Annotated in this window: 26 protein-coding genes; 13 read left to right on the forward strand and 13 right to left on the reverse strand. The window is 72.1% G+C overall.

Translation table 11 applies throughout. The annotated features are described in order from the left end of the window. Positions 1-539: 539 nt before the first annotated feature. From KV557_RS32295 to KV557_RS32305, 3 genes are all read right to left on the reverse strand, one after another. Complete coding sequence (locus tag KV557_RS32295) at positions 540-962, reverse strand: hypothetical protein (RefSeq protein ID WP_218205107.1); 423 nt, start codon at positions 960-962, stop codon at positions 540-542. 181 nt (positions 963-1143) lie between these two features. Next, positions 1144-1344 carry a DUF397 domain-containing protein gene (locus KV557_RS32300; RefSeq protein WP_218205108.1) on the reverse strand — a complete coding sequence of 67 codons (201 nt, stop codon included), beginning with the start codon at positions 1342-1344 and terminating at the stop codon, positions 1144-1146. Then, positions 1337-2434 (reverse strand): helix-turn-helix domain-containing protein, encoded by a 1098-nt coding sequence (locus KV557_RS32305; protein ID WP_308130183.1) that lies wholly within the window; start codon positions 2432-2434, stop codon positions 1337-1339. Before KV557_RS32305 ends, KV557_RS32300 begins: the two co-directional genes overlap by 8 nt. Before the next feature lie 75 nt (positions 2435-2509). Between KV557_RS32305 and KV557_RS32310 the strand changes: the two genes are divergently transcribed. Genes KV557_RS32310 through KV557_RS43315 form a run of 3 tightly spaced genes read left to right on the forward strand, consistent with a single transcriptional unit; the run spans position 2510 to position 3245 of the window. Then, the gene (locus KV557_RS32310; RefSeq protein WP_218205110.1) at positions 2510-2872 is read left to right on the forward strand and encodes an ATP-binding protein; all 363 of its coding nucleotides are present in this window, start codon (positions 2510-2512) and stop codon (positions 2870-2872) included. Beyond that, positions 2869-3126 carry a hypothetical protein gene (locus tag KV557_RS32315; RefSeq protein WP_218205111.1) on the forward strand — a complete coding sequence of 86 codons (258 nt, stop codon included), beginning with the start codon at positions 2869-2871 and terminating at the stop codon, positions 3124-3126. Before KV557_RS32310 ends, KV557_RS32315 begins: the two co-directional genes overlap by 4 nt. Further along, the gene (locus KV557_RS43315) at positions 3114-3245 is read left to right on the forward strand and encodes a hypothetical protein (RefSeq protein ID WP_256178284.1); all 132 of its coding nucleotides are present in this window, start codon (positions 3114-3116) and stop codon (positions 3243-3245) included. Before KV557_RS32315 ends, KV557_RS43315 begins: the two co-directional genes overlap by 13 nt. 62 nt (positions 3246-3307) lie before the next feature. Here the strand turns inward: KV557_RS43315 and KV557_RS32320 are convergent, their stop codons facing one another. The 5 genes from KV557_RS32320 to hisC form a co-directional block, all read right to left on the reverse strand. Continuing rightward, positions 3308-3910, reverse strand: a complete 603-nt coding sequence (locus tag KV557_RS32320; protein ID WP_218205112.1) for a DUF5666 domain-containing protein — start codon at positions 3908-3910, stop codon at positions 3308-3310. 11 nt (positions 3911-3921) lie between these two features. Continuing rightward, entirely contained in the window at positions 3922-5133 is a 1212-nt protein-coding gene (locus KV557_RS32325) for an ABC transporter permease (protein WP_218205113.1), read from the reverse strand. Next, a complete protein-coding gene (locus tag KV557_RS32330) occupies positions 5130-5939 on the reverse strand; it encodes an ABC transporter ATP-binding protein (protein WP_218205114.1) in 810 nt (269 codons plus the stop codon). Before KV557_RS32330 ends, KV557_RS32325 begins: the two co-directional genes overlap by 4 nt. Before the next feature lie 2 nt (positions 5940-5941). Then, the gene (locus KV557_RS32335; protein ID WP_218205115.1) at positions 5942-7291 is read right to left on the reverse strand and encodes an efflux RND transporter periplasmic adaptor subunit; all 1350 of its coding nucleotides are present in this window, start codon (positions 7289-7291) and stop codon (positions 5942-5944) included. 255 nt (positions 7292-7546) lie between these two features. Continuing rightward, positions 7547-8623 carry a histidinol-phosphate transaminase gene (hisC, locus tag KV557_RS32340; RefSeq protein ID WP_218205116.1) on the reverse strand — a complete coding sequence of 359 codons (1077 nt, stop codon included), beginning with the start codon at positions 8621-8623 and terminating at the stop codon, positions 7547-7549. 328 nt (positions 8624-8951) lie between these two features. Between hisC and KV557_RS32345 the strand changes: the two genes are divergently transcribed. The 4 genes from KV557_RS32345 to KV557_RS32360 all read left to right on the forward strand — a co-directional run bounded on the left by KV557_RS32345 (position 8952) and on the right by KV557_RS32360 (position 14076). After that, a complete protein-coding gene (locus KV557_RS32345) occupies positions 8952-10109 on the forward strand; it encodes a LacI family DNA-binding transcriptional regulator (protein ID WP_218205117.1) in 1158 nt (385 codons plus the stop codon). A gap of 114 nt (positions 10110-10223) precedes the next feature. Continuing rightward, positions 10224-11453, forward strand: coding sequence for a metallophosphoesterase (locus tag KV557_RS32350; RefSeq protein ID WP_218205118.1), 1230 nt, complete (start codon positions 10224-10226; stop codon positions 11451-11453). A 236-nt stretch (positions 11454-11689) separates the two neighbouring features. After that, positions 11690-12511: a hypothetical protein gene (locus KV557_RS32355; RefSeq protein WP_218205119.1), complete on the forward strand. Its 822-nt coding sequence runs from the start codon at positions 11690-11692 to the stop codon at positions 12509-12511. A 164-nt stretch (positions 12512-12675) separates the two neighbouring features. Beyond that, positions 12676-14076: an alpha/beta hydrolase family protein gene (locus tag KV557_RS32360; protein ID WP_218205120.1), complete on the forward strand. Its 1401-nt coding sequence runs from the start codon at positions 12676-12678 to the stop codon at positions 14074-14076. Between the two features lie 20 nt (positions 14077-14096). On the opposite strand, the gene KV557_RS32365 is transcribed toward KV557_RS32360, so the two are convergent. The 5 genes from KV557_RS32365 to thiC all read right to left on the reverse strand — a co-directional run bounded on the left by KV557_RS32365 (position 14097) and on the right by thiC (position 20484). Beyond that, complete coding sequence (locus KV557_RS32365) at positions 14097-14306, reverse strand: hypothetical protein (RefSeq protein ID WP_256178285.1); 210 nt, start codon at positions 14304-14306, stop codon at positions 14097-14099. Between the two features lie 103 nt (positions 14307-14409). Further along, a complete protein-coding gene (locus KV557_RS32370; protein WP_218205121.1) occupies positions 14410-14811 on the reverse strand; it encodes a DUF5994 family protein in 402 nt (133 codons plus the stop codon). 281 nt (positions 14812-15092) lie between these two features. Next, positions 15093-15665 (reverse strand): dihydrofolate reductase family protein, encoded by a 573-nt coding sequence (locus tag KV557_RS32375; RefSeq protein WP_218205122.1) that lies wholly within the window; start codon positions 15663-15665, stop codon positions 15093-15095. Between the two features lie 524 nt (positions 15666-16189). Then, the gene (locus tag KV557_RS43320) at positions 16190-18568 is read right to left on the reverse strand and encodes an ice-binding family protein (RefSeq protein WP_308130184.1); all 2379 of its coding nucleotides are present in this window, start codon (positions 18566-18568) and stop codon (positions 16190-16192) included. A gap of 83 nt (positions 18569-18651) precedes the next feature. Beyond that, positions 18652-20484 (reverse strand): phosphomethylpyrimidine synthase ThiC, encoded by a 1833-nt coding sequence (gene thiC / locus KV557_RS32385; protein ID WP_218205123.1) that lies wholly within the window; start codon positions 20482-20484, stop codon positions 18652-18654. Positions 20485-20709: 225 nt separating this feature from the next. Here thiC and KV557_RS32390 point away from each other — a divergent pair, with 225 nt between their 5' ends. From KV557_RS32390 to KV557_RS32415, 6 genes are all read left to right on the forward strand, one after another. After that, positions 20710-20910, forward strand: coding sequence for a hypothetical protein (locus KV557_RS32390; RefSeq protein WP_218205124.1), 201 nt, complete (start codon positions 20710-20712; stop codon positions 20908-20910). Positions 20911-21085: 175 nt separating this feature from the next. Beyond that, positions 21086-22537, forward strand: a complete 1452-nt coding sequence (locus tag KV557_RS32395) for an SPFH domain-containing protein (protein ID WP_218205125.1) — start codon at positions 21086-21088, stop codon at positions 22535-22537. Between the two features lie 103 nt (positions 22538-22640). Beyond that, the gene (locus KV557_RS32400) at positions 22641-23654 is read left to right on the forward strand and encodes a 3-oxoacyl-ACP synthase III family protein (RefSeq protein WP_218205126.1); all 1014 of its coding nucleotides are present in this window, start codon (positions 22641-22643) and stop codon (positions 23652-23654) included. Next, a complete protein-coding gene (locus KV557_RS32405) occupies positions 23651-24397 on the forward strand; it encodes a glycosyltransferase family 2 protein (RefSeq protein ID WP_308130185.1) in 747 nt (248 codons plus the stop codon). Before KV557_RS32400 ends, KV557_RS32405 begins: the two co-directional genes overlap by 4 nt. A 28-nt stretch (positions 24398-24425) precedes the next feature. Continuing rightward, on the forward strand, positions 24426-25895 hold the full coding sequence (locus tag KV557_RS32410; RefSeq protein WP_218205127.1) for a class I adenylate-forming enzyme family protein: 1470 nt from the start codon (positions 24426-24428) through the stop codon (positions 25893-25895). Beyond that, positions 25892-26956, forward strand: a complete 1065-nt coding sequence (locus tag KV557_RS32415; RefSeq protein WP_218205128.1) for a cytochrome P450 — start codon at positions 25892-25894, stop codon at positions 26954-26956. Before KV557_RS32410 ends, KV557_RS32415 begins: the two co-directional genes overlap by 4 nt. The last annotated feature ends 25 nt before the right edge of the window (positions 26957-26981 follow it).

Below are 26981 nucleotides of genomic sequence, written 5' to 3' on the forward strand. Positions count from 1 at the left end.
CCCCGCCGCTATCTGCCTGAGGGCAGCATGGACCAGCTCTACCCTGGCGAGCAGGCTCGCGACCAACTACCACCCACCGCATGACCGTTGGCAAACGACCACTACACCACTTCACGGGACATGACCTGCAGAGTGGTGTCCCCTTCCACGAGACCGTCAGCCGAGCAGCCGAGATCGTTGCGGAGACCATTGCGGCCCATAGCTCGTTCAGCATCAGCTGCGTCAGTGGAATTCTCATGTGCTGGCGATGGGCCCGGAGCTCTTTGCCGGCGGCCCCTTGCGGCGAGCAAGGGGCCGCCGGAACGAATCGCTGGGCCTCGGTGATGAGGCGGTCGAACGTCCTGGGACTCACAGCAATGTGGCGAGGTGCGGCCCCTCGCGCGGGCCTTGAGCTCGAGGGGCCGTGAAGGTCGGGTGGTTCCACAACGTGCCGGCGCAGGAAGTCGGCTTGGCCGACTTCCTGCGCCAGGGGGACTTCGCTTGCCGGGTGGCCGGGTGTCGAAGGCGGTCCGGCAATCTGAAGGGCGGGGCTCAGGGCTTCACTTCTTGGGGAAGGCGGCGCTCAGCGCGACACCGCGGGTGATGAAGGCGACGCCGATCATGGCCAGGGCGGACAGTCCCTGGATCACGGCGTACCACGCCGGGCAGAGACCGGGGATCAGGTCGACGCCGATGATCGCGATCGGCATGATGGTGGAGAGGGTGCGCACCCGGTCGAAGGCCTTGTAGGACCCCTGCGAAGCCTGGACGGTCATCCGGTGGATGAACGGGGTGACCGCGAGCAGGATCGCTCCGCGGATCCACATGAACGAGGTCGCCTCGTGGCCGGTGAACGCCATCACGGCAACCGTCCCGAGGACGATCGCGCTGACGGCACCGAAGAGCGTCACGCACTTCTTCACCGTGTCGAATGCCTCCTGGGTACGGGAGTCGCCGAGCTGCGCCGTCGCGGTCGTCGCCATGATGTTTTCTCCTCCGTGTCGTTGTGGTACCGACGCTACGGAGCTCCCGGCCGGCCGGACACGGGTCTAGCCGTACGGGTGGGTGGGCCCAGACCCACTCCTGGGTTGGAGACGAACGAGAGAGTCACGCTTCCTGTCGGCGGCCCCTTGCGAGGAGCAAGGGGCCGCCGGAACGATTCGCTCAGGCGTCGGCGGTGAAGTGGTCGAACTCGCCGGCCCTCACGCCCTGGAGGAACCTGGCGAACTTGAGAGGGGTCGTACGGACGATGACATCCCCCTCGTCGGACTCACGGAGCTCGATCAGCCCATCGACAGTCCGCACCTCGACGCATGCATTACTTGAGCCGGAGTAGCTGGACTTCTGCCATGTGGGGCTACTCATGATTGCCCTCTATCTCCTTCTTGATAGATCGGATGAAGTCTCGCGAGTCCTCTTCCGAGAGAGCTACAGACTCCATGCGGTCGAGGATCTCGCGGTAACTTGCCAGGTCGGAGGGAGCATCGAAGAGCGGGCACCCGAAGCTGATGTCAATCTGCACAGTGTCCAGCTCGGGAACCGGGCCCTCGGTGTAGACGAAGTTCTCGCTGGGGCCAGGCAGCGATTCGATAGTGAACGGCACAACTCGAACTGAAATTCCGGAGCTCTCCGAGTCGTCGATGAGGGCACCGAGCTGCTCGGCAAGAGCCTCCGGGCCGCTGAACTGCATGCGGAGTGCGGCTTCGTGGATGAACGCCGTGTAGGGCGTCGCGCCGGACCGGACGATCTGCTGTCGCCGAAGGCGGAAGGACATCCTGAGATCGACGTCTGAGCTCGGCAACGGTGGGATCGCACGAGCGAACACCGACGCCGCGTAGGCCGGCGTTTGGAGCAGCCCGGGCACGAAGGTGATCGAGTAGGTGAAGACCCTCCGGGCATGAGCCTCGATCGCAGCGACGTCCAGCAAGTCGATGTTCAGGCTGTGGCTGTACTCCTCCCACCAACCGGTCTCTCGTTCCACGGCCATGCCGGCGAGCGCCTCGATCAGGGGTTCATTGGCGCACATGCAGGCCGTCGCGATCTCACGCAGGCGCTCCACGCCGACGGCGGACTTCCCGTTCTCCATCTGAGTCACCAGGGCAGGTGTCACCCCGAGCAGACGGGCGAGGTGGCTGCCTCCGAGGCCGGCTTGCTCTCGCATCCTCCGCAGTTCGGCACCGAGGCGGCGCTGACGAAGGGTTGGGGTTCGAAGGGCCATGGCGTCCTCTCTGCAGGTACAGGGGCCAGTGTGCCGCGCCGCCTGCGTAGGGAGCCATTTGGGTGCCGACGGGGCGCGCGTCCCACCGGAGGGGGAACCTTCTCGCATTCGGATTAACTTTAAGAGCCGATGCGCTATGGTCGTTCTCACATCGATCCGACGGATCGTCAGTAATGCCTGTTTCCCGGGCAGTAGGCGCATGCTGCCCGCGCACCGCAGAGCAGCCACGTGCGGCATCAGCCAGCCGCGGCCTGGCCTCGCTCACGGCGACGTATCCGCCGTCTCCTCCTTCTCCCTCCCCCGGAGGTTCCCGTGTGCACCCTTAACTCGCCCTCCCTCACCCTCGCCCGGCAGTCCCTCCGGGACGCCCTGACCCGCGCCGACTGGGACCCCGAGACCATCCTCAACGCCGAGCTGGCCCTCGCCGAACTGATCGTCAACGCCTGGCGGCACGGCGCCACCGCCTCCCCCGTCGTCCTCTACTCCCTCCTCGGCAACACCCTCCGCGTCTCCGTCTCCGACGAGAGCGCCGCCCTCCCCGAGCAGCGGACCCCCGCCGACCTCTCCGAATCCGGCCGGGGCCTCCAGCTCGTCGAAGGCCTCACCCACCGCTGGGGCGTCGACCCCCAGAAGCGCGGCAAAAGCGTCTGGTACGAGCTGGACTCCGCCGCGTGAGCACCGCCCGCGACCCCATCGCGCCGGACGACCCCCGCATGCGCGACTACACCGGACCCCAGGTCACCGCGCTCCTCCGCGAGTTGCGCAAGCGCGGCCGCCCCTACGGCCTCCTCTGGGGCTCCGCCTCCGCCACCGAGACCACCCTCGACGGCCGCCTCCTGGTCGACTTCGGGAACGCCCCGGTGAGCACTCTCCTCAACCTCCTCCACCTGCTCCGCGACGCGGAGAGGAACGAAGCGTGGGAGCGATGAACTTCCTCGTCGGCGCGGCCCTCGTCACGCTCCTCGCGCTCGCGATCGTCACCGTTGCCCTCGGCGTCATCGCGACCCTCAAGATGCGGCGCCCCGACGACAACGACGAACCCGGCTGAACACACGCGGAGGCCCTCGCCCACCTGGGGCGAGGGCCTCGCGGGCGTCCGGGGCTGCGGGGTCAGCCGCCGGACGGGTTCCTGGAGCCGCCACCGCCGAAGCCGCCCATGGCCGCCGCGCCTTCGACGAGTTGGCTGGCCGCGTAGCCACCGTTGGCGTCGGGGGTGCCGGCCACGGTCACGCTCTGGCCGGGCTGGAGGTCGGCGACCTTGCCGTCCTTGTTGAGCTGGACCTTCGTCGCGTCGCCGGTGGTGACCTTGACGGTGTTGCCGTTGGCGTCGGTCAGATAGACGGTGGTGCCGTCCACCGCCTTGACCGTGCCCCGGGTGAACCCGGGCTGGCCCTGACCACCGCCCTGACCACCGCCCTGACCGCCGCCCTGCCCACCCCGCCGCGAGCCGTTCTGCCCGTACCCGCCGCCGGCTGCCGGACGCTGGGCGGTGGAGGCGGCGGCCCGAGGGGAGGCGGCCGTCCCGTGGTTCTGCTGGTACCAGACCCCGCCCGCGAACGCGCCCGTGGCGATCACGCCCCCGGCCAGCACCAGGCTGAGCCAGGGCAGTGGCCGCCGCGGCGGCGCGGCCAGCTCGGCGCCGACGTCCCGGGCGTCCGGCGGGGTGGCGAGCAGGGCGACCTGCTCGGCCGGGGTGCTGATCTGGTCGGTCATGAGGTCTCGTCCTACTCGTGCCGGAGAGCGTCGATCGGCCGCAGCGAGGCGGCCCGGTTGGCGGGGTAGCTGCCGAAGAACAGCCCGATGGCGACGGCGATGCCGAACGCACCGAGCACGGACTCGGGGATCACCACCGGCTTGATGCCGACGATGCTGAAGTGCGACCCGGCAATCCCGGCCAGCACACCCAACCCGGCGCCGACCACCGACAGCAGGGTGGACTCGGTGAGGAACTGCCCGAGGATGACCGCGCGCGGAGCACCGAGCGCCTTGCGGATGCCGATCTCGCGGGTCCGCTCGGTGACGGTGACCAGCATGATGTTGGTGATCCCAATGCCCCCGACCAGCAGCGAGATCGCCGCCACCGCGCCGAGCAGCACGGTGAAGGTCTTCGTGGTGCTCTCCCGGGCGGTGAGCAGCGAGGCCTGGTTGGTGATCCGGAAGTCCGCCTTGGTCGGGTCGGCGATCGCGTGGGTGCCGAGCAGCACCCGGGTGATCTCGGCCTGCGCCGCATCCGTGCTGTCCGCCGACGATGCCTGCACCAGGATCTGGTTGACCGGGCCGAAGCCGGTGAAGGCGTTCTGCACGGTGGGCAGCGGGGCGATCAGGACGTCGTCCGGGTCAGTGAAGCCGCTGCCGCCCTTGGCCTGGAGCACGCCGACCACGGTGAACGGGGTGCCGCCGACGGTGATCTTCTTGCCGACCGGGTCCTCGGTGTCGAACAGCTGCTTGGCGGTGGTGGCGCCGAGCACCGCGACCTTGCGCGAACCGAGCACGTCGTCGTCGGTGAAGTACTCTCCGTGCGCCACCTTCTGGTTGGCGGTCTCGAAGTACGCAGGGTAGGTGCCGACGATCGAGCCGGGGCTGTACGAGACGTTCCCGTACAGCGCGGTGCCGCTGGTGGTGACGACGGGGGCGACGGACTTGATCGCGCCGGAGTCGGCGTCGCCGGCCAGCGCCTTGGCGTCGGCGATCGTCAGCTTCTTCACCGAGGAGGCGCTGCGCGCCCCGCCGTACGCCGAACCGGAGCTGACGGTGAGCGCGTTGGTGCCGAGCGACGTGATCGACTCCTTGACGGCGACGGACGAGCCGTTGCCGACGGCGAGCAGCAGGATCACCGAGGCGACGCCGATCAGCACGCCGAGCATGGTGAGTGCCGAGCGCACCTTGTTGGCGGCCAGGCCGCCGGCCGCGAAGCGGAGCATCTGCCAGAGGATCATGCGGGCACCCCCGCCTCGGCCCGGTGCAGCAGCGGCGGCGGGCCGTCCACCGGGGCCTGCCGGACGTCGCTCACGATCTGGCCGTCCACGAGCCGCAGTACCCGCTTGGCGTGCCGCGCGACCTCGTCCTCGTGGGTGATCAGGACGACGGTGCGGCCGGTGGCGTTGAGCCGGTCGATGATGGCGAGCACGTCCTCGGTGGAACGGCTGTCGAGGTTGCCGGTCGGCTCGTCGGCCAGCAGCATCGCGGGCGCGGTGACCAGCGCCCGGGCCACCGCGACGCGTTGCTGCTGGCCGCCGGAGAGCTCGTTGGGCCGGTGCCCGGCGCGCTCGGCGAGGCCGACCAGGGCGAGCGCGGCCTCGGCCCGGCGGCGCCGCTCGGCGGCCCGCACGCCCGCGTAGGCGAGCGGCAGCTCGACCTGGGCAAGGGCGGTGGTGCGGGGGACCAGGTTGAAGGACTGGAAGATGAAGCCGATCTTGCGGTTGCGGACCAGCGAGAGCTGCCGCTCGTCGAGGTGGCCGACGTCGATGCCGTCCAGCAGGTAGCGGCCGGCGGTGGGGACGTCGAGGCAGCCGAGAATGTTCATCAGGGTGGACTTTCCGGAGCCCGAACTGCCCATCACCGCGACGTAGTCGCCCTGCTCGATGTCCAGGCTGACGCCGAGCGGCGCGCCGGTGGCCGGGTCGGCCGGGCCGCGCAGCGCGTGCACGGTGGCGTCGCCGTGGCCGTACGCCTTGGTGAGGTGGCGGATCCGGATGACGGGCGGGGGATCCGCCGGCACCCGCTTGTCGATGACGTGACGCATGCTCAGCCCTTACCGCCCCGGCCGCCGCCCCCGATACCCGAGAGCCCGCCACCGCCCCCGCCGCGACCGCCCTGGCCGCCCTGGCCGCCGCCCAGGCCCGGGAAGGAGGCGTTCGGGAAGCCGTTTCCGCCGCTGGTGGTGGGGAGTTCGACCTTGTCGCCCTCCTTCAGCCCGGCGAGCACCTGCACGGTGCTGTCGCCCTCGACGCCAACACCGACACTCACCCGCTCGGTGGAGCCGTCCACGTGGACGAGGGTTGCGGTGCGGCTCGTACCGGTGCCGGAGAGGGCGGAAGTCGGCAGCGAGAGCGCGTTGTCGGCCTCGCCGGTGACCACCGAGACGGTCGCGCTGAGGCCGGTGCGCAGGGTGCTGGTGTCCCCGCTGATCTGCAGCGTCGCCGCGTACTGGACGGCCGTCGAGCCGGCGCTGCCGCCGCTGCTGGGCAGCGAACTGACGGACAGGACGGTCGCGTTGAGCTTGGTGTCGGACTGCGCGTTCAGCGCGACGGTGGCCGCCTCGCCCTTCTTCAGCTTGAGCGAGTCGAGTTCGGAGAAGTTGGCGGTGACCTGCATCCCGGCCGGGTTGGTGAGCACGATGAAGCCGCTCGGAGTACTGCCCGAACTCGCGGTCGCACCAGTCGACTTGGCACCAGAACCAGTCGTCGAGCTCCCGGTGCCGATGGTGTCGCCAACCTTCGCGGAGACGGCGGCGACGGTGCCGTCCACCGAGGCGGTGAGGGTGGTGCCGGCCAGCGCCGCCTGGGCGTTGGAGAGGTTGGTCTGCGCGGTGGCGACCTGCTGCTGGGCCTGGGCGACGGCCGCGTCGTCGACCTTGGTGGTGGTGACGGTGGTGGTCTGCGGAGCGGGCGTACTGCTCCCGCCCGCCCCGCGCTCACCGGCACCGCCCCCGCCGCCGGTGCCGGAGGTGCCGCCGGGAAGCGGCTCGGTGGTCGTGGTGGTGACACCCGCCTGGGCCTTGACCAGGTTGGCGTTCGCCGTGGTGAGCGCCGCCTGGGCGGCGTCCACCTGCTGCTGGGCCGCCGTGGTGTCGACGGTGGCCAGCACCTGGCCCTTCTTCACGGCGTCCCCGACCGCGACCTTGACCGCCGTGAGGCGGCCGCCGGTGGTGAAATCCTGGGCCGCATCGGTCGGTGACACCAGAGTGCCGGTTCCGGACACGGTGGCCAGGACCGTCCCCTTGGCCACGGTCGCGGTACGGGTCTGGGGCCGTGCGGCCGCCGCGCTGGTGCCGCTGTTCACGGTGGTGTACACCAGGGCGGCACCGCCCAGCAGGGCCACGCCCAGTGCGGAGTTGACGAGGACGGCACCGCGCCGTCGCGGGAGCACCTTCATGCCGGACAGCTTCGCCGGGCGCTCTTGCGGAGTCCTGGGCGCGGGCTGGGAGAAGACTGACCGGGCGGATCCGGACATTTCGGACGCACCGTCCCGTTCGCGCAGGCCCCTTGGCCGCCGCCTGGCCCGCCGTTGGCCGAACTCCCAGGCCGCTCCCAGCGATCCCCAGGCATCCGGGAGCACCCGAACCGTCCGCGGGCAACAACGCCGCAGGGGCGCACCGCACGCGCGGCACGCCCCTGCGAGAAGGAGAACTCAGAGCGTCTTGCGGAACGCCTCGGCCACCGAGAGGAAGATCAAGTTGCCCTCGACCTCGCCGATCGAGATCCGCACGCCCTCCGGGAACGGCCGGACGATCACCCCGGCCTCGGCGCACGCGGCGGCGAACTCCGCGGAGCGCTCGCCGAGCGGCAGCCAGACGAAGTTGGCCTGCGAGTCCGGGATCTCCCAGCCCTGCTCTCGCAGCCCGGCGACCACCCGGGCCCGCTCCTCGACCAGCGCCTCCACCCGCACCAGCAGCGCCTCCTCGGCGCGCAGCGAGGCGACGGCGGCGTTCTGGGCGAGCTGGTTCACGCCGAACGGGACGGCGGTCTTGCGCAGCGCGGTCGCCACCGGCTCGTGCGCGATCGCGAAGCCGACCCGCAGGCCCGCGAGGCCGTACGCCTTGGAGAAGGTGCGCAGCACGCAGACGTTCGGACGGTCCCGGTAGAGGTCGATGCCGTTGGGCACCTCGGGGTCGCGGATGAACTCGATGTAGGCCTCGTCGACGACGACGAGGACGTCGCCGGGCACCGCGTCCAGGAAGCGCTCCAGCTCGGCGCGGCGGATCACGTTGCCGGTGGGGTTGTTGGGGTTGCAGACGAAGATCAGCCGGGTGTTCGGCGTGATCGCGGCGAGCATCGCGTCCAGGTCGTGGTCCCCGCCGACGGTGAGCGGCACCGGGACGGGGGTGGCGCCGGCGACCTGGGTGATGATCGGGTACGCCTCGAAGGAGCGCCAGGCGAAGATCACCTCGTCGCCCGGGCCGGCCGTGGCGAGGATCAGCGACTGGGCGACGCCGACCGAGCCGGTGCCGGTGGCGATGTGGTCGACCGGCACGCCGAAGCGCTTGGCCAGTTCCTCGGTCAGCTCGGTGACCGCCATGTCGGGGTACCGGTTGAACGAGCCCGCCGCCGTGACGGCCGCCTCCAGCACGCCGGGCAGCGGCTCGTACGGGTTCTCGTTGGAGGACAGCTTGTAGGCGTCGGCGCCGGCCGGCTTGCCGGGCTTGTAGGTGGGGATGCCGTCCAGGGTCGGCCGCAGCCGCGGGCCCTGCGCTGACGTACCGCTCACGGTCGTACTCCTTCTTGGTCTTCTCGATCCCCTGCCGGGGCGGGGTCTCCGCCGGGCACGGGATCTCGGAACGCGCCCGGACCACCCCGGTCGGGTGCCTTGCACGATACCGACCGCCCTCACCCGTAGGAGTGAGATGGCCGATCGGGTTACAGGCGCAGATCAGCCATTCTGCCCCGTTCCTTTGGCACATGTCAGAGGTAAGACGGCTGGTTTCGGGCGGGTATCGAAGGGGCGCACCCCGGCTCACTCTTGGAGAAACGTATCTCCAAGGGCTCCCGATGCGCCGGTCACAGACCCTTGTCAGGAGCCATACGATCGGTCCGCCATGACAGCAGCAGCCAACCAGAGCGGTCGGCGACCCACTACCTCACGGCGTCTGGAGCGGGCCGGCATCCGGGATGTGGCAGCAGCCGCCGGAGTGTCGATCACCACCGTCTCCGACGCGCTGAACGGAAAGGGCCGCCTGCCCGACGAGACCCGCAGCCGGGTGCGCGAGGTCGCCGAGCGCCTCGGCTACCGCCCCTCGGCGGCCGCCCGAACCCTGCGCACCGGACGGTCCGGCCTGATCGGGCTGACCGTCACGACCTACGGTGAAGAGCCGTTCACCTTCACCGAGTTCGCGTACTTCGCCGAGATGGCCCGGGCCGCCACCAGCGCCGCCCTCGGCCGCGGCTACGCGCTGGTGGTGCTGCCCGCCTCCTCCCGGCACGACGTCTGGGGCAACATCGCCCTGGACGGCACCGTGGTGATCGACCCGCCCGACCAGGACCCTCTGGTCAGCGAGCTCTACCGGTCCGGCGTCCCGGTGGTCAGCGACGGCAAGCCCGGCAACTGCCCGGTCACCGCCTGGGTCGACAACGACCACGAGGCCGCCGTGCTCGGCATCCTCGACCACCTCTCCGAGGCCGGCGCCCGCCGGATCGGCCTGCTCACCGGCACCAGCACCGACACCTACACCCGGCTCTCCACCGAGGCCTACCTCGGCTGGTGCGCCAAGGTCGGCCAGGAGCCGGTGTACGAGGCCTACCCCGCGCACGACCCGGCCGCCGGCGCGGTCGCCGCCGACCGGCTGCTCGCCCGCCCCGACCGCCCGGACGCCGTCTACGGCCTGTTCGACCCCAACGGCACCGACCTGCTCGCCGCCGCCCGCCGCTACGGCCTGCGGGTGCCCGACGACCTGCTGCTGGTCTGCTGCAGCGAGAGCGACGTCTACGCGACCACCGAGCCGCCGATCACCACGCTCTCGCTCAAGCCGCGCCGGATCGGCACCACCGTGGTCAACCTGCTCATCGACGCCATCGAGGGCGTCGACTCCGGCACCGGCGTCGACATCGCCCGCCTCTTCCCGCCACGCTTCCGCACCGCCGGCACCGGCCCGCCGCCGGGCACCCTGATGCCGACCGAGCTGATCGTCCGCGCGTCCTCCCAGCGCCGGAGTCCGCGCACCACCGTCAACCCTCCCCGACCCCCGGGCGAGGTCTAGACCATACCGAGCCGGGACAAAACGGACCATGCGGGACGGCCCGGCTGACGCTCCGGAGGATTGGATACCCACCAGGTGACGACGCCGGGAGAGTGGTCTTCCTATGATGGGCGAATGACACCCGAGGACCGCTTCCCCGGGCCTGAACACCCCGACTCAGGCCCCCGCCACCAGCCGGACCTCGACGTGCTGCCGTACGGCACCTACTACGAACCGGAGCCAGCCCCCGGTTACGCGGCGACGCCGTACGACGCGGAGACCTACAGCGGCTACGGCGGCGCCCGCTACCTCGAACAGCACTGGCCAGACGGGCAGGCGCACGGCCACACCGTGCACGCCTCGGAGCACGCACCAGCGTTCTCCCCCCAGGACCACCCCGGCTACGAGCCGACCCTGCCCGACCGGCCCTCGCCCGCCCTCCAGCTGCCCGACCAGCTCCCCGGGCGCGACGACCCGCCGACCATCGAACTCGGCCCCCCGCTGCCCGACCCCGCCGCGCCCACCTACCCGTACCCGGCCCCCGGCCCCGGCGAGCCGCCCGGCCCGCTCTACGTCGTCGGCGACGTCCACGGCTACCTCGACGAGCTGCTCGCCGAACTCCGCAACCAGGGCCTCGTCGACGCCGACGGCCACTGGGCCGCAGGCCGCTCCCGGATCTGGTTCCTCGGCGACTTCACCGACCGCGGCCCCGACGGCATCGGCGTCATCGACCTGGTCATGCAGCTCGCCGCCGAGGCCGCCGCCGCCGGCGGCTACTGCCGGGCCCTGATGGGCAATCACGAACTGCTCTTCCTCGGCGCAGCCAGGTACGGCGACGAGCCCGTCCAGTCCACCGCCGGCACCGCCTCCTTCCTCGCCGCCTGGCGGCTCAACGGCGGCCAGCAGCACGACCTCGACCGCCTCCAGGCGCACCACATCAGCTGGCTCTCCCGGCTGCCCGCCATCGCCATCGAGGACGGCCACCTGCTCCTGCACTCCGACACCACCGCCTACCTCGAATACGGCGAGTCCATCCCCGACGTCAACGACGCCGTCCACGGACTGCTCGCCGACGAGGGCGTGGACGAGTGGTGGGACTGCTTCCGCCGCTTCACCAAGCGCTTCGCCTTCCGCGGCGACGCCGGCCCGATGGCCGTCCACGAACTCCTCGACACCTACGGCGGCACCCGGATCGTGCACGGGCACAGCCCCATCCCGTACCTCACCGGCGCGGTGCACGCCGACGACGGCGCCCCGCCGCACATCCCCGGCCCGTACGTCTACGCCGACGACCTCGCCGTCGCCATGGACGGCGGCGTCACGATGGAAGGCCGCCTGCTCATCGCCCGACTGCCCGTCAACTGACAGCACCCGTCGAACATCCGTTCCCGGCGCCCGGGCCCGCCGCACGCGCGCGGTCCGGGGCGCCCGGGGCGCGAAATTCCGGAAACCGACTGTCAGCACTGCCACACCCACCCCTACCATGAGGCGAACCACGCCCGGCCGCCCGTCCGGCGGCCCGCCTCCGCGCCCGATTCGGCGTCCCTGAGGGCCCTGCCCCTGGGGCGGAGCGAACCGGGGTCCGCATGAACGGGGTCCCCATGACCAACCCCCCGCCGCTGCACGCCGAGGACCGCCCGGAGTACGAGCGCCTCCTCGCCGAAGCCCTCCGCGACGGCACCGTCCTCACCGCCCTGCGCGCGCCCGGCGCGCTCACCGCCGACCAACTGCGCATCCGCGCCCTGCGCGACGCCGACACCATCGCCGCCGCGGCCGCCACCGAGTACCGGCACTACACCGAACTCCGCGACAGCCTCCGCAGCACACCCCCACCCGCCGAGGGCGCCGAACCCACCGCCCCCGGCCTGCTCAGCCAGCTGCGCTCCGCCAACGGCGGCGCCGGGCTCTTCCCCGTCCTCACCGTGCTCACGCCGATCCTCGCCTGGGCCGCCGCGCTCGTCCTGCTCCTCCTCGGCTACACCCTGCGCGCCGCCGACCCCGGACTCACCCTCGCCCGCTCCCTCCTCACCGCCGGCTGGGTCGCCCTCGCGGCCGGCGTCGCCGCCATGACCGTCGGCATCGTCGGACTCGTTCTCACCGCCTTACGCGACGGCACCGCCGCCCCCGCCGGCACCGACCCCGAACTCGCCGCCGAACTCGCCGACGCCCGCCGCGAATGGCGCGCCGCCCTCCGCGACCACGGCCTCCTGCCCTACCTGCACGCCGGCCTCCCGGCCGTCCCGGTGCCCAGGCCCGACTTCACCAGCCCCGGCTACACGTCCCCGGCCTTCAGCAGCCCCGGCGCCGACGGCCTCACCGACCCCGAAGGCCGCACCCCCCGCCCCGCCGCCTTCACCGGCCCCGACTTCACCGGCCCCGGCTACACCCCACCCGGCTTCACCGGCCCCGACGACGTCACCTGAGTTCTCCGACCCACCGCCACGGGGGGCTGCCCCCACCCCCGATTCGGGTGCGAGCGCCATCCTCCACGGGCCTCCGCGCGAGGAGGCTGGTCCCACCAGAGATCGAACGGGACATCGTGGTGGAGGACAGCGTGAAGACAACGGGGGCGGCAAGGCGACTGGGCTTGCTCATCGCGACCATGGCCGCCGCAGTGGCGGCCGTGTTGCCCGCGGCCGCACCGGCCGCAGCAGCCGTACCGGCCGCGGCAGCCGAGGAACCGGTACGGACGGAGGTCTCGTTCACCAGTGCCGACGGCACCGTCCTGCACGGCGCCGTCCTCGCCCCGCGCACCGCCGTGGCGGGCAGCCGCGGCCCGGGCCTGGTCATGGTCGCCGGGGCCGGTCCCGGCAAGCTGGCCGATCTGCGGGACGCCGCCGCCGCGTACGCCCGGCGCGGCATCCCCACCCTCGTCTACGACAAGCGCACCAACGGGTACTCCCTGACCCGGCGCGACTACGGCACGCTCGCCGACGACGCGCTCGCCGCCGTCCGCCTCCTCCGCACCCGCCCGGACGTCGACCCGTCCCGGGTCGGCCTCTGGGGTCTGTCCGAGGGCGCCTGGGTGGTGTCGCTGGCCGCCACCCGGTCCAGCGACGTGTCGTTCCTCGTCACCGCCGGCGCGGCCGGCCTCACCCCGTCCCGCCAGGAGGCCTGGGCCTACGGCGGCTACCTGCGCCACGCCGGCGTCTCCGGCTCGCTCCTGCCCGCCATGCAGGACACCGCCATCCGACAGCTCGTCGGCGCAGGCCTCTTCCCCGAGGCCGACTACGACCCGGTCCCGGTGTGGGAGCGCGTGCACCAACCCGTCCTCGCCGAGTGGGGCACCCTCGACCGCGAGGCCGCCCCCGAGGAGAGCGCCGCCGTCATCCGTCAGGCCCTCGACCGGGCGGGCAACACCCACTACACGCTCCGCACGATCCCCGGCGTCCGGCACAACCTGCACGTGACCCACGACGACGGCTACGACCGGCCGAAGGAACTCCCGTCCGACTACGCCGACTACGAGTCCGCCTGGATCACCCGCCTCGGCACCGGGCTCCCGCCGGTCACCGTCGACCCGGCGCCGCACCAGGACACCGCCAGCCGGCCGCTCGCCCCGCTCGCCTGGTACGAAGCCACCTGGCTGCAGGCCGCCGTCACCGCCCTCTGCCTGCTCGGCTTCGCCGCGTACGCCCTCACCGGCGCGGTCCGCCGCGTCCGGCGCCGCCCCCGCCACGACGCGCTTCCGCGGTCGGCCCGCTGGGCGGCGCTCGCCGGGACGGCCGCCGTCCTGACCACCCTCGGCTACCTGCTGTACCTGGCGGCCACCGCCGCCGCGCTCCCCGGCCCGGTCGTGCTCGGGCGCCCGGTCGTCTGGCTCGCCGCCCAGCTCCTGGCCGTGCTCACGCTCGCCACCTCGGCCCACACCGCGCTGCGGTACCGCCGCACCCTCCCGCCCGGGGACCGCCGCCGCCTCGCCGGGCTGCTGCTCGCCGCGGCCGTGTTCGTCCCCTGGGCCGCCTACTGGGGCCTCCTCCGGCCGTGAGGCCCCAGTGGTCCGACCTGCTACGGCAGGTACCGTTCGAGCGCGGCCGCGCCCTTCTCCTCGATCTCGCGCTTGGCCCGTTCGAGCCGCTCGGGCGTGACATCGCGCCCGGACGCCATGACGACGTCCTCGGGGTCGAACGGCCGCTCGCCACCGGTGTACAAGAGCCTCTGGGGCTCGCCCCGCCTCGACTCGTCCGCCGCCTCCGTGCCACTCATCGAGCTGCCCATCGCTGCCTCCCTTGGTCGGCCTTCCCCCAAGGGTGCCTCCGATTTCGGCCCGACGCACGACGACGGGCTGGGGGAAGGCCCGGGGCGCGGTGGGGCCGGCCGGTCAGCAGAGCAGGAGCTCGGCCGCGGGAGTATGGTTTCCGGTCTCGGCGGCCGCTGTCATCGCCGAGGAGGCCGTCTCCGGGTCGGTGCGGGGCGGCACCACCAGGAGGAGGAAGTGGTCCTGGAAACCTCTCGTGACACTGATCGTCGCGTCACTGCCGGAGAACCAGTTGATCCGGATCACGAGGCCGTTCACCGCGATGGACCGGGGCACGCCGTCCCACGCCGCGGTGTCGAGGCCCACCCTGATGATCCGTCCCAGGTGCGCGCCGAGTGCGGTGAGCATGTCCGGCAGTTCGGCCAGGATGTGGTTCGAGCGGGGCCACCAGGCGCCGTCGAAGATCCCGTCCCGCGACATCGTCGGCTCCAGCACCAGGCGTGGCAGCTGCGGGAATTCGGGCACGGACCACGGCCCGGGGGAAGTGGGGAGAGGGATCGGCATCATAAGGAGCCGCCCGTCCGGTCCACGAAGGACCAATCATGACCCAGGGCGACACCAGCGCGAATACCGGTATGCAGAATGTCCTCGGTTGTCTCCCACGCTACTCCGCAGCGGCGTCCTGCGGGCGCCGCTGCGGAGTAGCGGCGCCCGACAACCGGACTCAAGCGCCGGACGAGGACGCTTTCGGGCCGGAACCAGCACATTGGCGGCCGGAAGCGGCGACAGGGCAATGCGGGGCCTTGTCAGCGGACGACGTCGAAGACGTTCTTCTGCACGCCGTTGGCGTAGACCTCCTGCTCGACAAGCTTCAGCTTCTGGGTGTCCTTGTCCGTGCCGCTGAACAGACGCTTGCCCGCGCCGAGCAGGAGCGGGAAGACGAGCAGGTGGTAGCGGTCGATCAGGCCGGCGTCCGAAAGGCTCTGGTTCAGGGCGGCGCTTCCGTGGACGATGATCGGGCCGCCCTCGGTCTCCTTCAACGCGGCGACGTCGTCGAGTGAGCGCAGGATCGTGGTCTCGCCCCAGTTCGAGACCAGGTCGTCCTCGGTGAGGGTGGTGGAGACGACGTACTTCGGCATCACCTTGTAGTCGGCGAAGTCCGCCATGTCCGGCCACACCGGGCTGAACACCTCGTAGCTGGCCCGGCCCAGCAGCATCGCTGTCGCTTCCTTCTGCTCCCGACCCTTGATCTCGAATGCCTCGGGGAGGAACTCCATGTCCTTGAGGGTCCATCCGGAGTTCCGGTAACCGGGCTCGCCGCCCGGGGCCTCCACGACGCCGTCCAGGGAGATGAAGGCGGTGCTGATCAGGGTACGCATCTAGGGTTCCTCGGTGTCTCGCGTCCGGTTCTCAGCAGATTCGATCGGTGCGCGCTTCGACCGCTCTTGCGGCGGAGGCGCACCAGCCATGATCTATGACTGTGCATCACGGAGAAACTCATCGGTCGTCGCCCGCCTCCTTCGCAGGCCTCTTACCGAGGAGAGCCACACACGTACCTGACCGCGAGACCCACCAGCAACGTGCCACGTCGCGGATCTTTTGCGAGATCTTCATCGAGCAGAACATGAACCGAACCGGGATAATCCGCCTCGCCCGCGCAATCGACGCCGAGCCTACGGCTGCCTGGTCAAGTTGGGCACTTCAGGCCGCGCATGGGGGCGATTGGCGCGCCCGACGGAGACATCGCTGTTGGCTGACTGATGGATGATGCTCGAACATGCCGACGGAGCGCTGTTCCGAGAGGCCTGCACGGCCTTGCGGAACAGCGCCCGTCAGCTGACACGTCAGTCCGTCGGCGGGAAGTGGACCCGCTCGGGACGCTCGACGCTCATCCCTGCGAGGGCTAGTGGCGGCGGCGGGCTGCGGCTCGTCCGCTACGCCTCACGAGGATGAGGACCGAGCCTCCCAGGGCGATGGCGGCCGCCGAGCCAACCGCGATGCCAATCGATTTGCCGGAGCCAGTGGCGGCGAGTGCTTGCCCCGCCTCCTTCGGATGTCCGGCCGGTCCACCCTGCTCGTGACCGCCCTGGCCGTTGCCGTGGTTGCCATGGTCATTCCCCTGATCACCTTGCTCATGGCCGCCGTGCTCATGACCGCCGTGCTCATGACCGCCGTGACCGCCTGGATGCTGGGGCGGCCCTGCCGGACCGGCGGGGCCAGGAGGGCCAGCAGGGCCGGCGGGCCCGGCAGGCCCGGGCGAACCATTGGCACCGGGCGAACCATTGGCACCGGGCGAACCGTTAGCACCGGGCGAACCATTGGCACCGGGCAAGCCGTTGGCACCGGGCGAACCATTGGCACCGGGCGAACCGTTAGCACCGGGCGAACCGTTAGCACCGGGCGAACCGTTGGCACCGGGCGAACCATTGGCACCGGGCGAACCGTTGGCACCGGGCGAACCGTTAGCGCCGGGCAAGCCGTTGGCACCGGGCGAACCGTTGGCCCCGGGAGCACCTGGCGCGCCGTTGGGACCGGGAGCACCGGGCGAACCATTGGCCCCGGGAGCACCCGGCGCACCGTTGGGACCGGGAGCACCGGGCGAACCATTGGCCCCGGGAGCACCCGGTGCGCCGTTGGGACCGGGAGCACCCGGAGCACCCGGCGAACCGTTAGGACCAGGTGCGCCGGGGGCGCCAGGAGCACCCGGCGCGCCGTTGGGACCGGGAGCACCCGGAGCGCCCGGCGAACCGTTAGGACCAGGCGCACCATTAGGGCCAGGTGCACCGGGGGCGCCAGGAGCACCCGGTGCGCCGTTCGGACCGGGAGCACCCGGAGCGCCCGGCGAACCGTTAGGACCAGGCGCGCCGTTGGGACCGGGAGCACCCGGAGCGCCCGGCGAACCGTTAGGACCAGGCGCACCATTAGGACCAGGTGCGCCCGGAGAACCGGCAGCACCAGGAGGGCCGGCAGGCCCACTCGGTCCGGCAGGCCCACTCGGTCCAGGCGGGCCACTCGGTCCAGGCGGGCCGACGGTGCAGGCCGCCCGCGTGATGGTGTTGTCGTCGAGCGTGACGGCGCCGTTGCGCGCCAGGGCGCGACCTTCGATCACCGAAGCGTGGTTCACGCTGATGGACGTGAGGGCCAGGATGTTGCCCTTGAAGAAGGAGTTGACGTCGATGGTGGCGGAGCTACCCACCTGCCAGAACACATTGCAGGGCTGTGCTCCGTTGACCAGGCTGACGACGCTCGACGGAGCCGTGATCAGGGTGGAGCCGATCTGGAAGATGAAGACAGCGTTCGGGTCGCCCATGGCGTCGAGCGTGACGGTCCCGGTGAGGTTCAGTGACGAGCTCGCCTTGTAGACGCCGGGCGTCAGCGTCAGTCCGCCGATGTCGCCGGGAGAGGTCAGGATGGCCGTGGGGGCCCGACCGGCGGCGTCGTTGTAGGCGATGACCAGGTCGGACTGGGCCTGCGCAGCCTGCGCGTCGTTGACGTGCTGGACCCCGTTCACGGTTCCGGGCGGAAAGCCCGTGACGCTGGTGCCCGGGAAGAGCCCCAGGTCGCCGTTGATGACGCTGGGGCCGGTGTTGGTGACGGTTGAGCCCGCCAGGACCGCATAGCTGGTGTCGGTCCCCAGCCCCACCGGTGCCGTTGCGGCATGCGCGGGGCTCGTGACCAGACCGGCCGTCGCTAGCAACGTCAATCCGGACAGCAGGACGAACGCCCCCGCGAGTCGAGAGCGTTTACGCCCTCGTTCTGGTGGAGCGAACAACATGGCATCGACTGCCATAGGACAAAGACCTTTCTTGTCGCCACTGAACTCCGTCACCCGAAGAGGGGATTCGGAGCGCCGCTGGTGAGTTTCTGGTCCGGCCACACACCCTCGTACTCGCGCCGGAGGGGCCACGAAGAGCGGCTGAAGCCAGGCGAAGTGATGGAGAGTCACCGACTCACTACACCGTGCAACAACAACATAGAAAGAAGAGACTGGTAAAGATCCAACGGAGTGACGCACCAGCGCCGATCGGGGAATTCCCCCCGCTCCAGCATGTCGTTCGCCTACACGCCGAATGCCGGGTTGCCCTCCGCGTCCGCCGCCGACTGCCCAAGCCGCCACCGGCGCCATAGCAGTAACGTTTTTCCTCTTGGCCGCGTCCCGGCGGCGCTGCGCCGGACACCCCTTCCGGGATCCCAGCCCATCGCCTCGGCACCTGCCGTCAGTCGGCGAGCGGGAGGTAGACCCGGCCTCCTGGGCCTTGAACTCCTCGGACATGGCACCCATGGCCGGGCACCTGAGCTGACAACGTACGGGCGGCCATTCCAGGGCATCAATCCCCGGAACGGCCGCCCGTACGGTTTGTGGTGTCAGTCGGCGAGCGGGAGGTACACCCGGTTGCCGTGCTCCGCGAACTCCTCTGACTTGGCCTTCATGCCGGCCACGGCGTCCGCGTCGTACTCAGTGTCCACGGCGGTGGAGCCGTCGCCGTGCTCGTCGCGGATCTTCTGGGAGATCTTCATCGAGCAGAACTTCGGACCGCACATGGAGCAGAAGTGGGCGGTCTTGGCGGGCTCGGCGGGGAGGGTCTCGTCGTGGAAGTCGCGCGCGGTCTCCGGGTCGAGGGCCAGGTTGAACTGGTCCTCCCAGCGGAACTCGAAGCGGGCGTCGGAGAGGGCGTCGTCCCAGGCCTGGGCGCCGGGGTGGCCCTTGGCGAGGTCGGCGGCGTGGGCGGCGATCTTGTAGGTGATCACGCCGGTCTTGACGTCGTCCCGGTTGGGCAGGCCCAGGTGCTCCTTGGGCGTGACGTAGCAGAGCATCGCGGTGCCCCACCAGGCGATCATCGCGGCGCCGATGCCGGAGGTGATGTGGTCGTAGCCGGGGGCGACGTCGGTGGTGAGGGGGCCGAGGGTGTAGAACGGCGCCTCGTCGCAGATCTCCTTCTGGAGATCCATGTTCTCCTTGATCTTGTGCATCGGGACGTGGCCCGGGCCCTCGATCATCACCTGGACGTTGCGCTCGCGGGCGATCCGGCCGAGCTCGCCGAGGGTCTGCAGTTCGGCGAACTGGGCCTCGTCGTTGGCGTCGGCGATGGAGCCGGGGCGCAGGCCGTCACCGAGCGAGAAGGTGACGTCGTAGGTGGCGAGGATGTCGCAGAGTTCCTCGAAGTTGGTGTAGAGGAAGTTCTCCTTGTGGTGCGCGAGGCACCAGGCGGCCATGATCGAGCCGCCGCGGGAGACGATGCCGGTCTTGCGGCGGGCGGTGAGCGGGACGTACCGCAGCAGCACGCCGGCGTGGACGGTCATGTAGTCGACGCCCTGCTCGCACTGCTCGATGATGGTGTCCCGGTAGACCTCCCAGCTCAGCTCCTCGGCCCTGCCGTCGACCTTCTCCAGGGCCTGGTAGAGCGGCACGGTGCCGATCGGCACGGGGGAGTTGCGCAGGATCCACTCGCGGGTGGTGTGGATGTTGCGGCCGGTGGAGAGGTCCATGACGGTGTCGGCGCCCCAGCGGGTGGCCCAGGTCATCTTCTCCACCTCCTCCTCGATCGAGGAGGTGACGGCGGAGTTGCCGATGTTGGCGTTGATCTTCACCAGGAAGTTGGTGCCGATGGTGGCCGGCTCCACCTCGGGGTGGTTCACGTTGACCGGGATGACGGCCCGGCCGCGGGCCACCTCGTCGCGCACGTACTCCGGAGCGAGGCCCTCGCGCAGGGCGACGAACTCCATCTCCGGGGTGACGATGCCCTGCTTGGCGTAGGCCAGCTGGGTGACGGCGGCACCGCCGCGGCCGCGCAGCGGGCGGCGGGGGCGGCCGGGGAAGACGGCGTCGAGGTTGCGCAGGTTCCCGCCGCGCGGCGAGGTGTGCTTGATCCCGTCGTCCTCGGGGCGGGCCTCGCGGCCGTCGTACTCCTCGACGTCGCCGCGCTGGCGGATCCACGCGTCGCGCAGGGCGGGCAGGCCGCGCCGGACGTCGGGCTCGTAGGCGGGGTCGGTGTACGGGCCCGAGGTGTCGTACAGCGGGACGGTCCTGCCGTTGGTGAGCACCACCTCGCGGTACGGGGCCCGCAGGTCGGGCCGGGATCCCTCGCGGTAGGCCTTGCGCCAGGCCGGGGTGGGGTAGCCGGTGCCCGCGCTGGTGACGGCGGTGCTGCCAGTCTCGGTGTCGGAGGCAGACTGCGGCTGTGCGTCGAACGTGGTCATCTGACCTTCACTCCCTACGCCGGCATTACCCGGTCAGGTTCCTGCGGTCGACGCAGCCTCCGGTCCGTCCGTCGACGTACCGTCCAGCGTCCTCTCAGCCCGGTGCTCCGAGCTCCCGCGTCCACAGGCGGTGTTGCCTGCGCATGACGCCCAACACCGTAGCGACCGGATCGCCGCAGGTCCAGATGGCTTCCGGTGGACGGACGGCGGGTGGAAACTGAGCACATGATCGGACTGACGGGGCGGGTCACGGGGAAGGTCGGCGCGGGGCTGGTCGGGGAGGTGCTGGTGCACGTGCCCGAGCGGCAGGGGACGGAGGCGTTCCTGGCGTACCTGGCGGTGCCGGGGGATCCGCTGCCGACGGGGACGCAGGTGATCGTGGTGGAGTACCAGGCGCCGCGGACGGTCTTCGTATCGCCGGTCTGACGAGCACACCGGCTCCTGTCACCGGCCTGTACCAGGGCCGGGACGAAGTCACAACGTCACCTACTGGCGCGCGATCACGAACAGGCGCAGAATCTCCGCGTGCCACCGCGTCCGCGCACTCCTGCACAACCACGCGCAGCCACGGAGCGGTGTGCCCTGAAGGGGGAGTCGGCCGATGTTGATCGGCGTCGTTGCGGGGACCGTCGTGGTCTCCGTCATCATCCTGATCATCCTGTTCAAGCTCATGTGGCGGGTCGCCGAGCCGAACGAGGCACTGATCATCTCCGGTTCGAAGCACGGTGACGGTCTGGGCTTCCGGATCGTCACCGGGCGCGGCACCTTCGTCGTGCCGGGCATGCAGGCCGTGCGCCGGCTGTCGCTGGACCTCAACGAGGCCGAGCTGGACGTCGAGTGCGTGACCTCGCAGGGAATTCCGGTGCACGTCAAGGGCGTTGTGATCTTCAAGGTCGGCGACGACTCGGTGTCGATCGCCAACGCCGCCCGGCGTTTCCTGGACCAGCAGAAGCAGATGGGCCAGCGGGTGCACAACGTCTTCGCCGGTCATCTGCGGTCCATCGTCGGCGGGTTGACGGTCGAGGACATGATCCGCGACCGCGAGCGGCTGACCGGCGAGACCCGGGCCGCCTCGGGCGCCGAGATGGAGAAGCTCGGCCTGATCATCGACTCGCTGCAGATCCAGGAGATCCTGGACCCGACCGGCTACATCCGGAACCTGGCCGCCCCGCACGCCGCGGCCGTGCAGCGCGACGCCCGCATCGCGGCCGCCGCCGCCGACCGCGAGGCCACCGAGGCGGAGCAGGAGGCGTTCGCCCGCAAGGCCGAGGCCACCCGCAACAGCGAGATCCAACAGGCCTCCTACCAGGCCGAGATGGACACCGCCAGCGCCCGCGCCCGGCAGGCCGGACCGCTCGCCGAGGCGGCCGCCAAGCAGGAGGTCGTCGTCCAGGAGACGAAGGTCGCCGAGCTGGAGGCCCGCCGCAAGGAGCAGCAGCTGCAGATCGACATCCGCAAGCCGGCCGACGCCAAGGCGTACGAGACCCGTACCCGCGCCGAGGCCGAGCGCGACGCCCGGATCTCCTCGGCCCAGGCGAACGCCCAGGAGACCGAGCTGAAGGCGGCGGCCGACGCCAACCAGGTCAAGATCGCCGCGGCGGCCGAGGCGGAGGCCACCAAGGTGCGCGGCCTGGCCGCCGCCGAGGCGACCAGGGCCACCGGCCAGGCGGAGGCCGCGGCCGTCGAGGCGCGCGGTCTGGCGGACGCGGAGGCCGCCCGGGCGCTCGGGCTGGCCAACGCCGAGGGCATCCGGGCCCGGGCCGCCGCCCTCGCCGAGAACCAGGATGCCGTGGTGGCACAGGAGTTGGCGGAGAAGTGGCCGGAGGTCGTCCGGGCCGCGGCCGAGTCCTTCGGCAACGTCGAGCACATGGTGCTGCTCAACGGCGCCGAGGGCATGGGCGAGATGTTCGCGAAGGCGCTCACCATGGGCGGCACCGGGCTGGGCCTGGCCCGTCAGCTGCTGAGCACCATGAACACCCCGGAGCAGGGCCGGACCCAGGCCCCCGCCGACGCGCCGGCGCCGGTGGTGCAGCAGGTGCGGATCGAGGAGTGACGCCCGAGCAGGAGGGGTGATCCCCCGGTTTGGGTAACCCGCCGTGCCCACCTGAGTACCCGTACTCAGGTGGGCACGGCCGCGTCCGCCGGAGCATGAGGGCATGCATCAAGCAGCCACCACGCGGATCGGCATCACGGCCGTCGGCTCCCATCTGCCGGCCCGCCGGCTCACCTCCCAGGAACTCCAGGACGAGATCACCGCCGGCGGCCGACTCGCCCTTCCCGAGCGGATGTTCGAGAAGGCGACCGGCATCGTCACCCGGCACTTCGCGGCCGACGACGAGTACGCCTCCACCCTGGCCATCGGCGCCGCCCGGCGCGCCCTCGACGCCCGCGGCCTGGACCCGTGCGACATCGACCTGCTGCTCTTCGCCTCCGCCACCCGGGACGTCTGCGAGCCCGCGACCGCCCACCTCGTGCAGAGCGAACTCGGCACCCGGGCCCACGCCTTGGACGTCAGCAACGCCTGCAACAGCTTCCTCAACGGAATCGACCTGGCCCGCGCGATGATCCTGGCCGGACGGGCCCGGCGCGCCCTGGTGGTCACCGGCGAGACGCCCAGCCGGGCGATGCGCCGGGACCCGTCCGGTGCGGCCGACTTCCGGGACGGCTTCGCCGGCTACACCTTCGGGGACGCCGGGGCGGCCGTCGTGGTGGAGGCGGTCGAGCGCGGCGGCATCCTCGACATCGAGACCGAGACCGCCTCCGAGCACTGGGAGGCCGGCGGCATCCCCGGCGGCGGCTCGCGGCACCCGCGCGGCGACGAGTACAGCTACTTCCGGGGCGGCGGCAAGGAGTTGCGCGGGATCTTCGAGCGGATCGGCGGCGCCATCCTGACCCGGGTCGCCGCCCGCACCGGCCTCGGCTGGGACGACTACGCCCGGGTGCTGGTGCACCAGGTGACCGTCCCGTACCTGGACCGCTTCGTCGAGCTGACCGGGGTGCCGGCCGGGAAGCTGGTGCTCACCGTGCCCGAGCTGGGCAACATCGCCAGCGCCACGCTCGGCGTCCAACTCGACCGCATACGCCAGGAGTTGGCGCCCGGCGACAAGGTGCTCCTGATCGGTCTCGGCGGCGGTGTCAGCCTGATGACCATGGTCTGGGAGGCCTCGTGAACACGACGGACCTGTGGGTGGTGGTCCCCGCCTACCAGGAGGAGGCCCGGATCGACGGCACCCTGCGCGCCCTCGCCGCCCAGCGGGACCGGGACTTCACCCTCCTCGTCGCCGACAACGGCTCCACCGACGGCACCGTGGCCAGGGTCCGCGCCTTCGCCGCCCACGCGCCGTTCCCGGTCGAGGTGCTGGTCGAGCCGGAGAAGGGCGTCGGCTCGGCCGTCGACACCGCCTTCCGGTACGCCATCGCGCACGGCGCCACCATGCTCGCCCGCACCGACGCCGACTGCCTGCCCGACCACGGCTGGACGGCCGCCGCCCGGGCCGGGATGCGCGCCTCTGGCGGGCTCGTCTGCGGCCGGGTCACCGCCCGGCGGGACGAGCACGGGCGGGCCGGGCGCGCGGTGTTCCTCGTCCTCGTCGCCCTCGGCGCGTTCTTCGGCCGGATCCGGCCCGCCCACCACCGCCGGCACGGCTACCTCGCTCCCTACCGGATGCACGCCGGCAACAACATGGCGATCACCGCCGAGCTGTACGAGGCCGTCGGCGGCATGCCCCGGCGGCCATCGCCCACCGACCGGACCTTCCTGAACCGGGTCCGCCGGCACACCACGGCGATCGTCCGCCGCCCCGACATGGTGGTCCAGAACTCCACCCGCCGGATCCGCGCCTACGGCGTGCTCGGCACCGCCCGCTGGTACCTGGAGCGCGGCGCCGGGCCGCGCCCCGTCGACATCCGCTGACGCCCGAATCCTCCTGGGGGACCCCGCCATGCTCGACCGGCTCGCCCACGCCCTGCGCACCGACCACCCCGACCGGCCCGCCGTGCTGCACCACACCCGCACCGGCGCCACCCGGGTCCGGATCCGCCGCGGCGAACTCGCCGACCTCGCCGACGGGTACGCCGCCGCCCTGCAGGCCCGCGGCCTCGCGCCCGGCGCCACGCTCGGCGTCGCCGTCCGCCCCGGCCCGCGCGCGCTCGCCGTGATGCTCGCCGCGCACCGGCTCGGCCTGCGGATCGCCGTCCTCGACCCGACCGCGGGACCCGACGTGCTGGCCGCCCGGCTGGCCCTGGCCCGGCCCGACCTGATCCTCGCCGACGCCGCCGCCCAGGCGGTGGCCGGCTGGGCCGGGCCGCTCGCCCGCCGGGCCGACCTCGCGCTGCCCCGGCTCACCGCGCTCGGCCCGGTCGCCACCCTCGGCCGCCGGTTGCCCGGCTGCGCGCCCCGGCTCCGGCCCTCGGCCGCTCCCGTGCCGCCAAGGCGTGAAGAAGGAAGCGGCGACGCGGTGATCGTCTTCACGTCCGGCACCACCGCCCGCCCGCGCGCCGTCGTCCACACCCGGGACGGGCTGGCCGCCGGGCTGGGCACCGTCGCGGACCTCGTCCGGCCCCAGCCCGGGACGGTCGTCCTCGGCGGCACCTTCTTCGTCCTCGTCCCGGCCCTCGCCGCGGGCGCCACCGTCGCCCTCCCGGCCCGCACACCGGCCACGCTCGCCCGCCAGCTGACCCGGCTCGCCCCCGCGCACACCTACCTCACCCCGCCGCAGCTGCGCGCCGCGCTCACCGCCGGGGCCCGCTTCACCGGCCGGGTCTGGACCGGCTCCGCGCCCGCCGACGCCGCCCTGCTGCGCCGCGTCAAGCAGGCCGGCGCCGAACAGGCCTGGAGCGTGTACGCGCTCACCGAGCTCTTCCCGGCCGCCGCCGTCGAGGAGGCGGAGAAGAGCGCCCACGCCACGGACGGCGACCTCGTCGGCGCCCCGCTGCCCGGCGTCCGCGCCCGGCTCGCCCCGGACGGCGAACTGCTGCTCACCGGCCCCGGCGCCCGGCACCGCTACCTCGGCGAGGAACCCGACCCCTGGGTCCGCACCGGCGACCGCGCGGCCCTCACCCCCGACGGGCGGATCGTGCTCGCCGGACGGCTCAAGGACATGGTGCTGCGCCGCGCCGAGAACATCTACCCGGGCCTGTACGAGCCCGCGCTGCACCTGCCGGGCGTCGAACTCGCGGTGCTCGTGGGCGTTCCGGCGGGGGACGGGGACGAACGGCTGGTCGCCCTCGTCCAGCCCTCGGCCGGGGCCGACCCCGCGCGGCTGCGGGCCGAACTCCGCGCGCCGCTGGACCGGATGGGGGCGGCCCGACCGGATGCCGTGCTGTTCGGCGCAGTCCCACTCTCGGGACGCTCCCGCAAACCCGACCGGGCGGCAGCATCCGCCTACTGCGCACGGGAGTTGACCACGTGAACGCACCCGCCTCGGCCACCGCCGCCCGGCGCCGCGACCGACGCGTCTACCTGCGCAGCCACCCCGTCCTGTTCGCCCTGCTCTGCGCCACCCGCCGCCGCCCGGTGGTCCGGATCGGCCGGACGGTCCTGGTGCACGGCACCGACGCCTACCGCGAGGCGCTCACCCGGGTGCCGCTCGACCGCACCGCCGACGGCACGACCGGCGGCGCGGCGGCCCGGCTCACCGACGGCGGCCTGCTGTTCGACCAGGAGGGCGACGACCACCGGGCTGCCCGGCGGGCGGTGGCCGACGGGATCAACTCCGGTGCGCAGAAGCGGATCCGGCCGCTCTGGCAGGCGGTGCTCGCCGCACGCGTCCCCGCTCTCGCCACCGGCACGCTCGAACTCGTCGACCTCACCGAGGAGTTGGCCGGCGTCACCGCCGCCGCGCTGGTCGTCTCGGACGCCTGCCCACGCCAACTCGCCTGCGCCGCACGGGCGGCCGCCGCGGCGGCCGCCCGCGACCATCTGCCCGGGCCGCGCCGCCGCCGCCGAGGCGCCGGTACCGCCGAGGCGGCCCGGCTCACCGCGCTGCTCCCCGACCCGCGCGACGCGATGCTCGCCGTCGCAGCCGTGAACACCACCCTGGCCGCCGTCCCCCGGGCCGTCGCCTGGTGCGCGGACGCCGGACTCTGGCCCACCGTGGACGAGACGACCGCGCCCCGGCTCGCCGCCGAACTCCTGCGCCTGACCGCGCCGTCCCCACTGCTCCCCCGGGTCGCCGCCGCCGACGCCACGGTGGCCGGCCGCCCGGTCCGGGCGGGCGACCGGCTGATCCTGGTCGCCCGGCACGCCGCCCGGGCCCACCAGCGCACCCCCGCCGACTCCCCGGCCGCCACCCAGGCCGTCTTCGGCGCCGGCCCGCACGCCTGCCCGGGCGCCGGCCTCGCCCGCACCCAACTCGCCGACGTCCTGGTCGCGTTGGCCCACCACCGCCCGGTCGTCACCCGCGCCCGCGTCGACCGCCGCTCCGCCCTGCCTGGCTACGCCGAACTCACCCTCCGCCGGGGCACACCCTGATCAGCATCGCCCACCCACCAAGGAC

This window comes from Kitasatospora aureofaciens (assembly GCF_019192735.1).
GTDB classification, from domain to species: Bacteria; Actinomycetota; Actinomycetes; order Streptomycetales; family Streptomycetaceae; genus Kitasatospora; species Kitasatospora aureofaciens_A.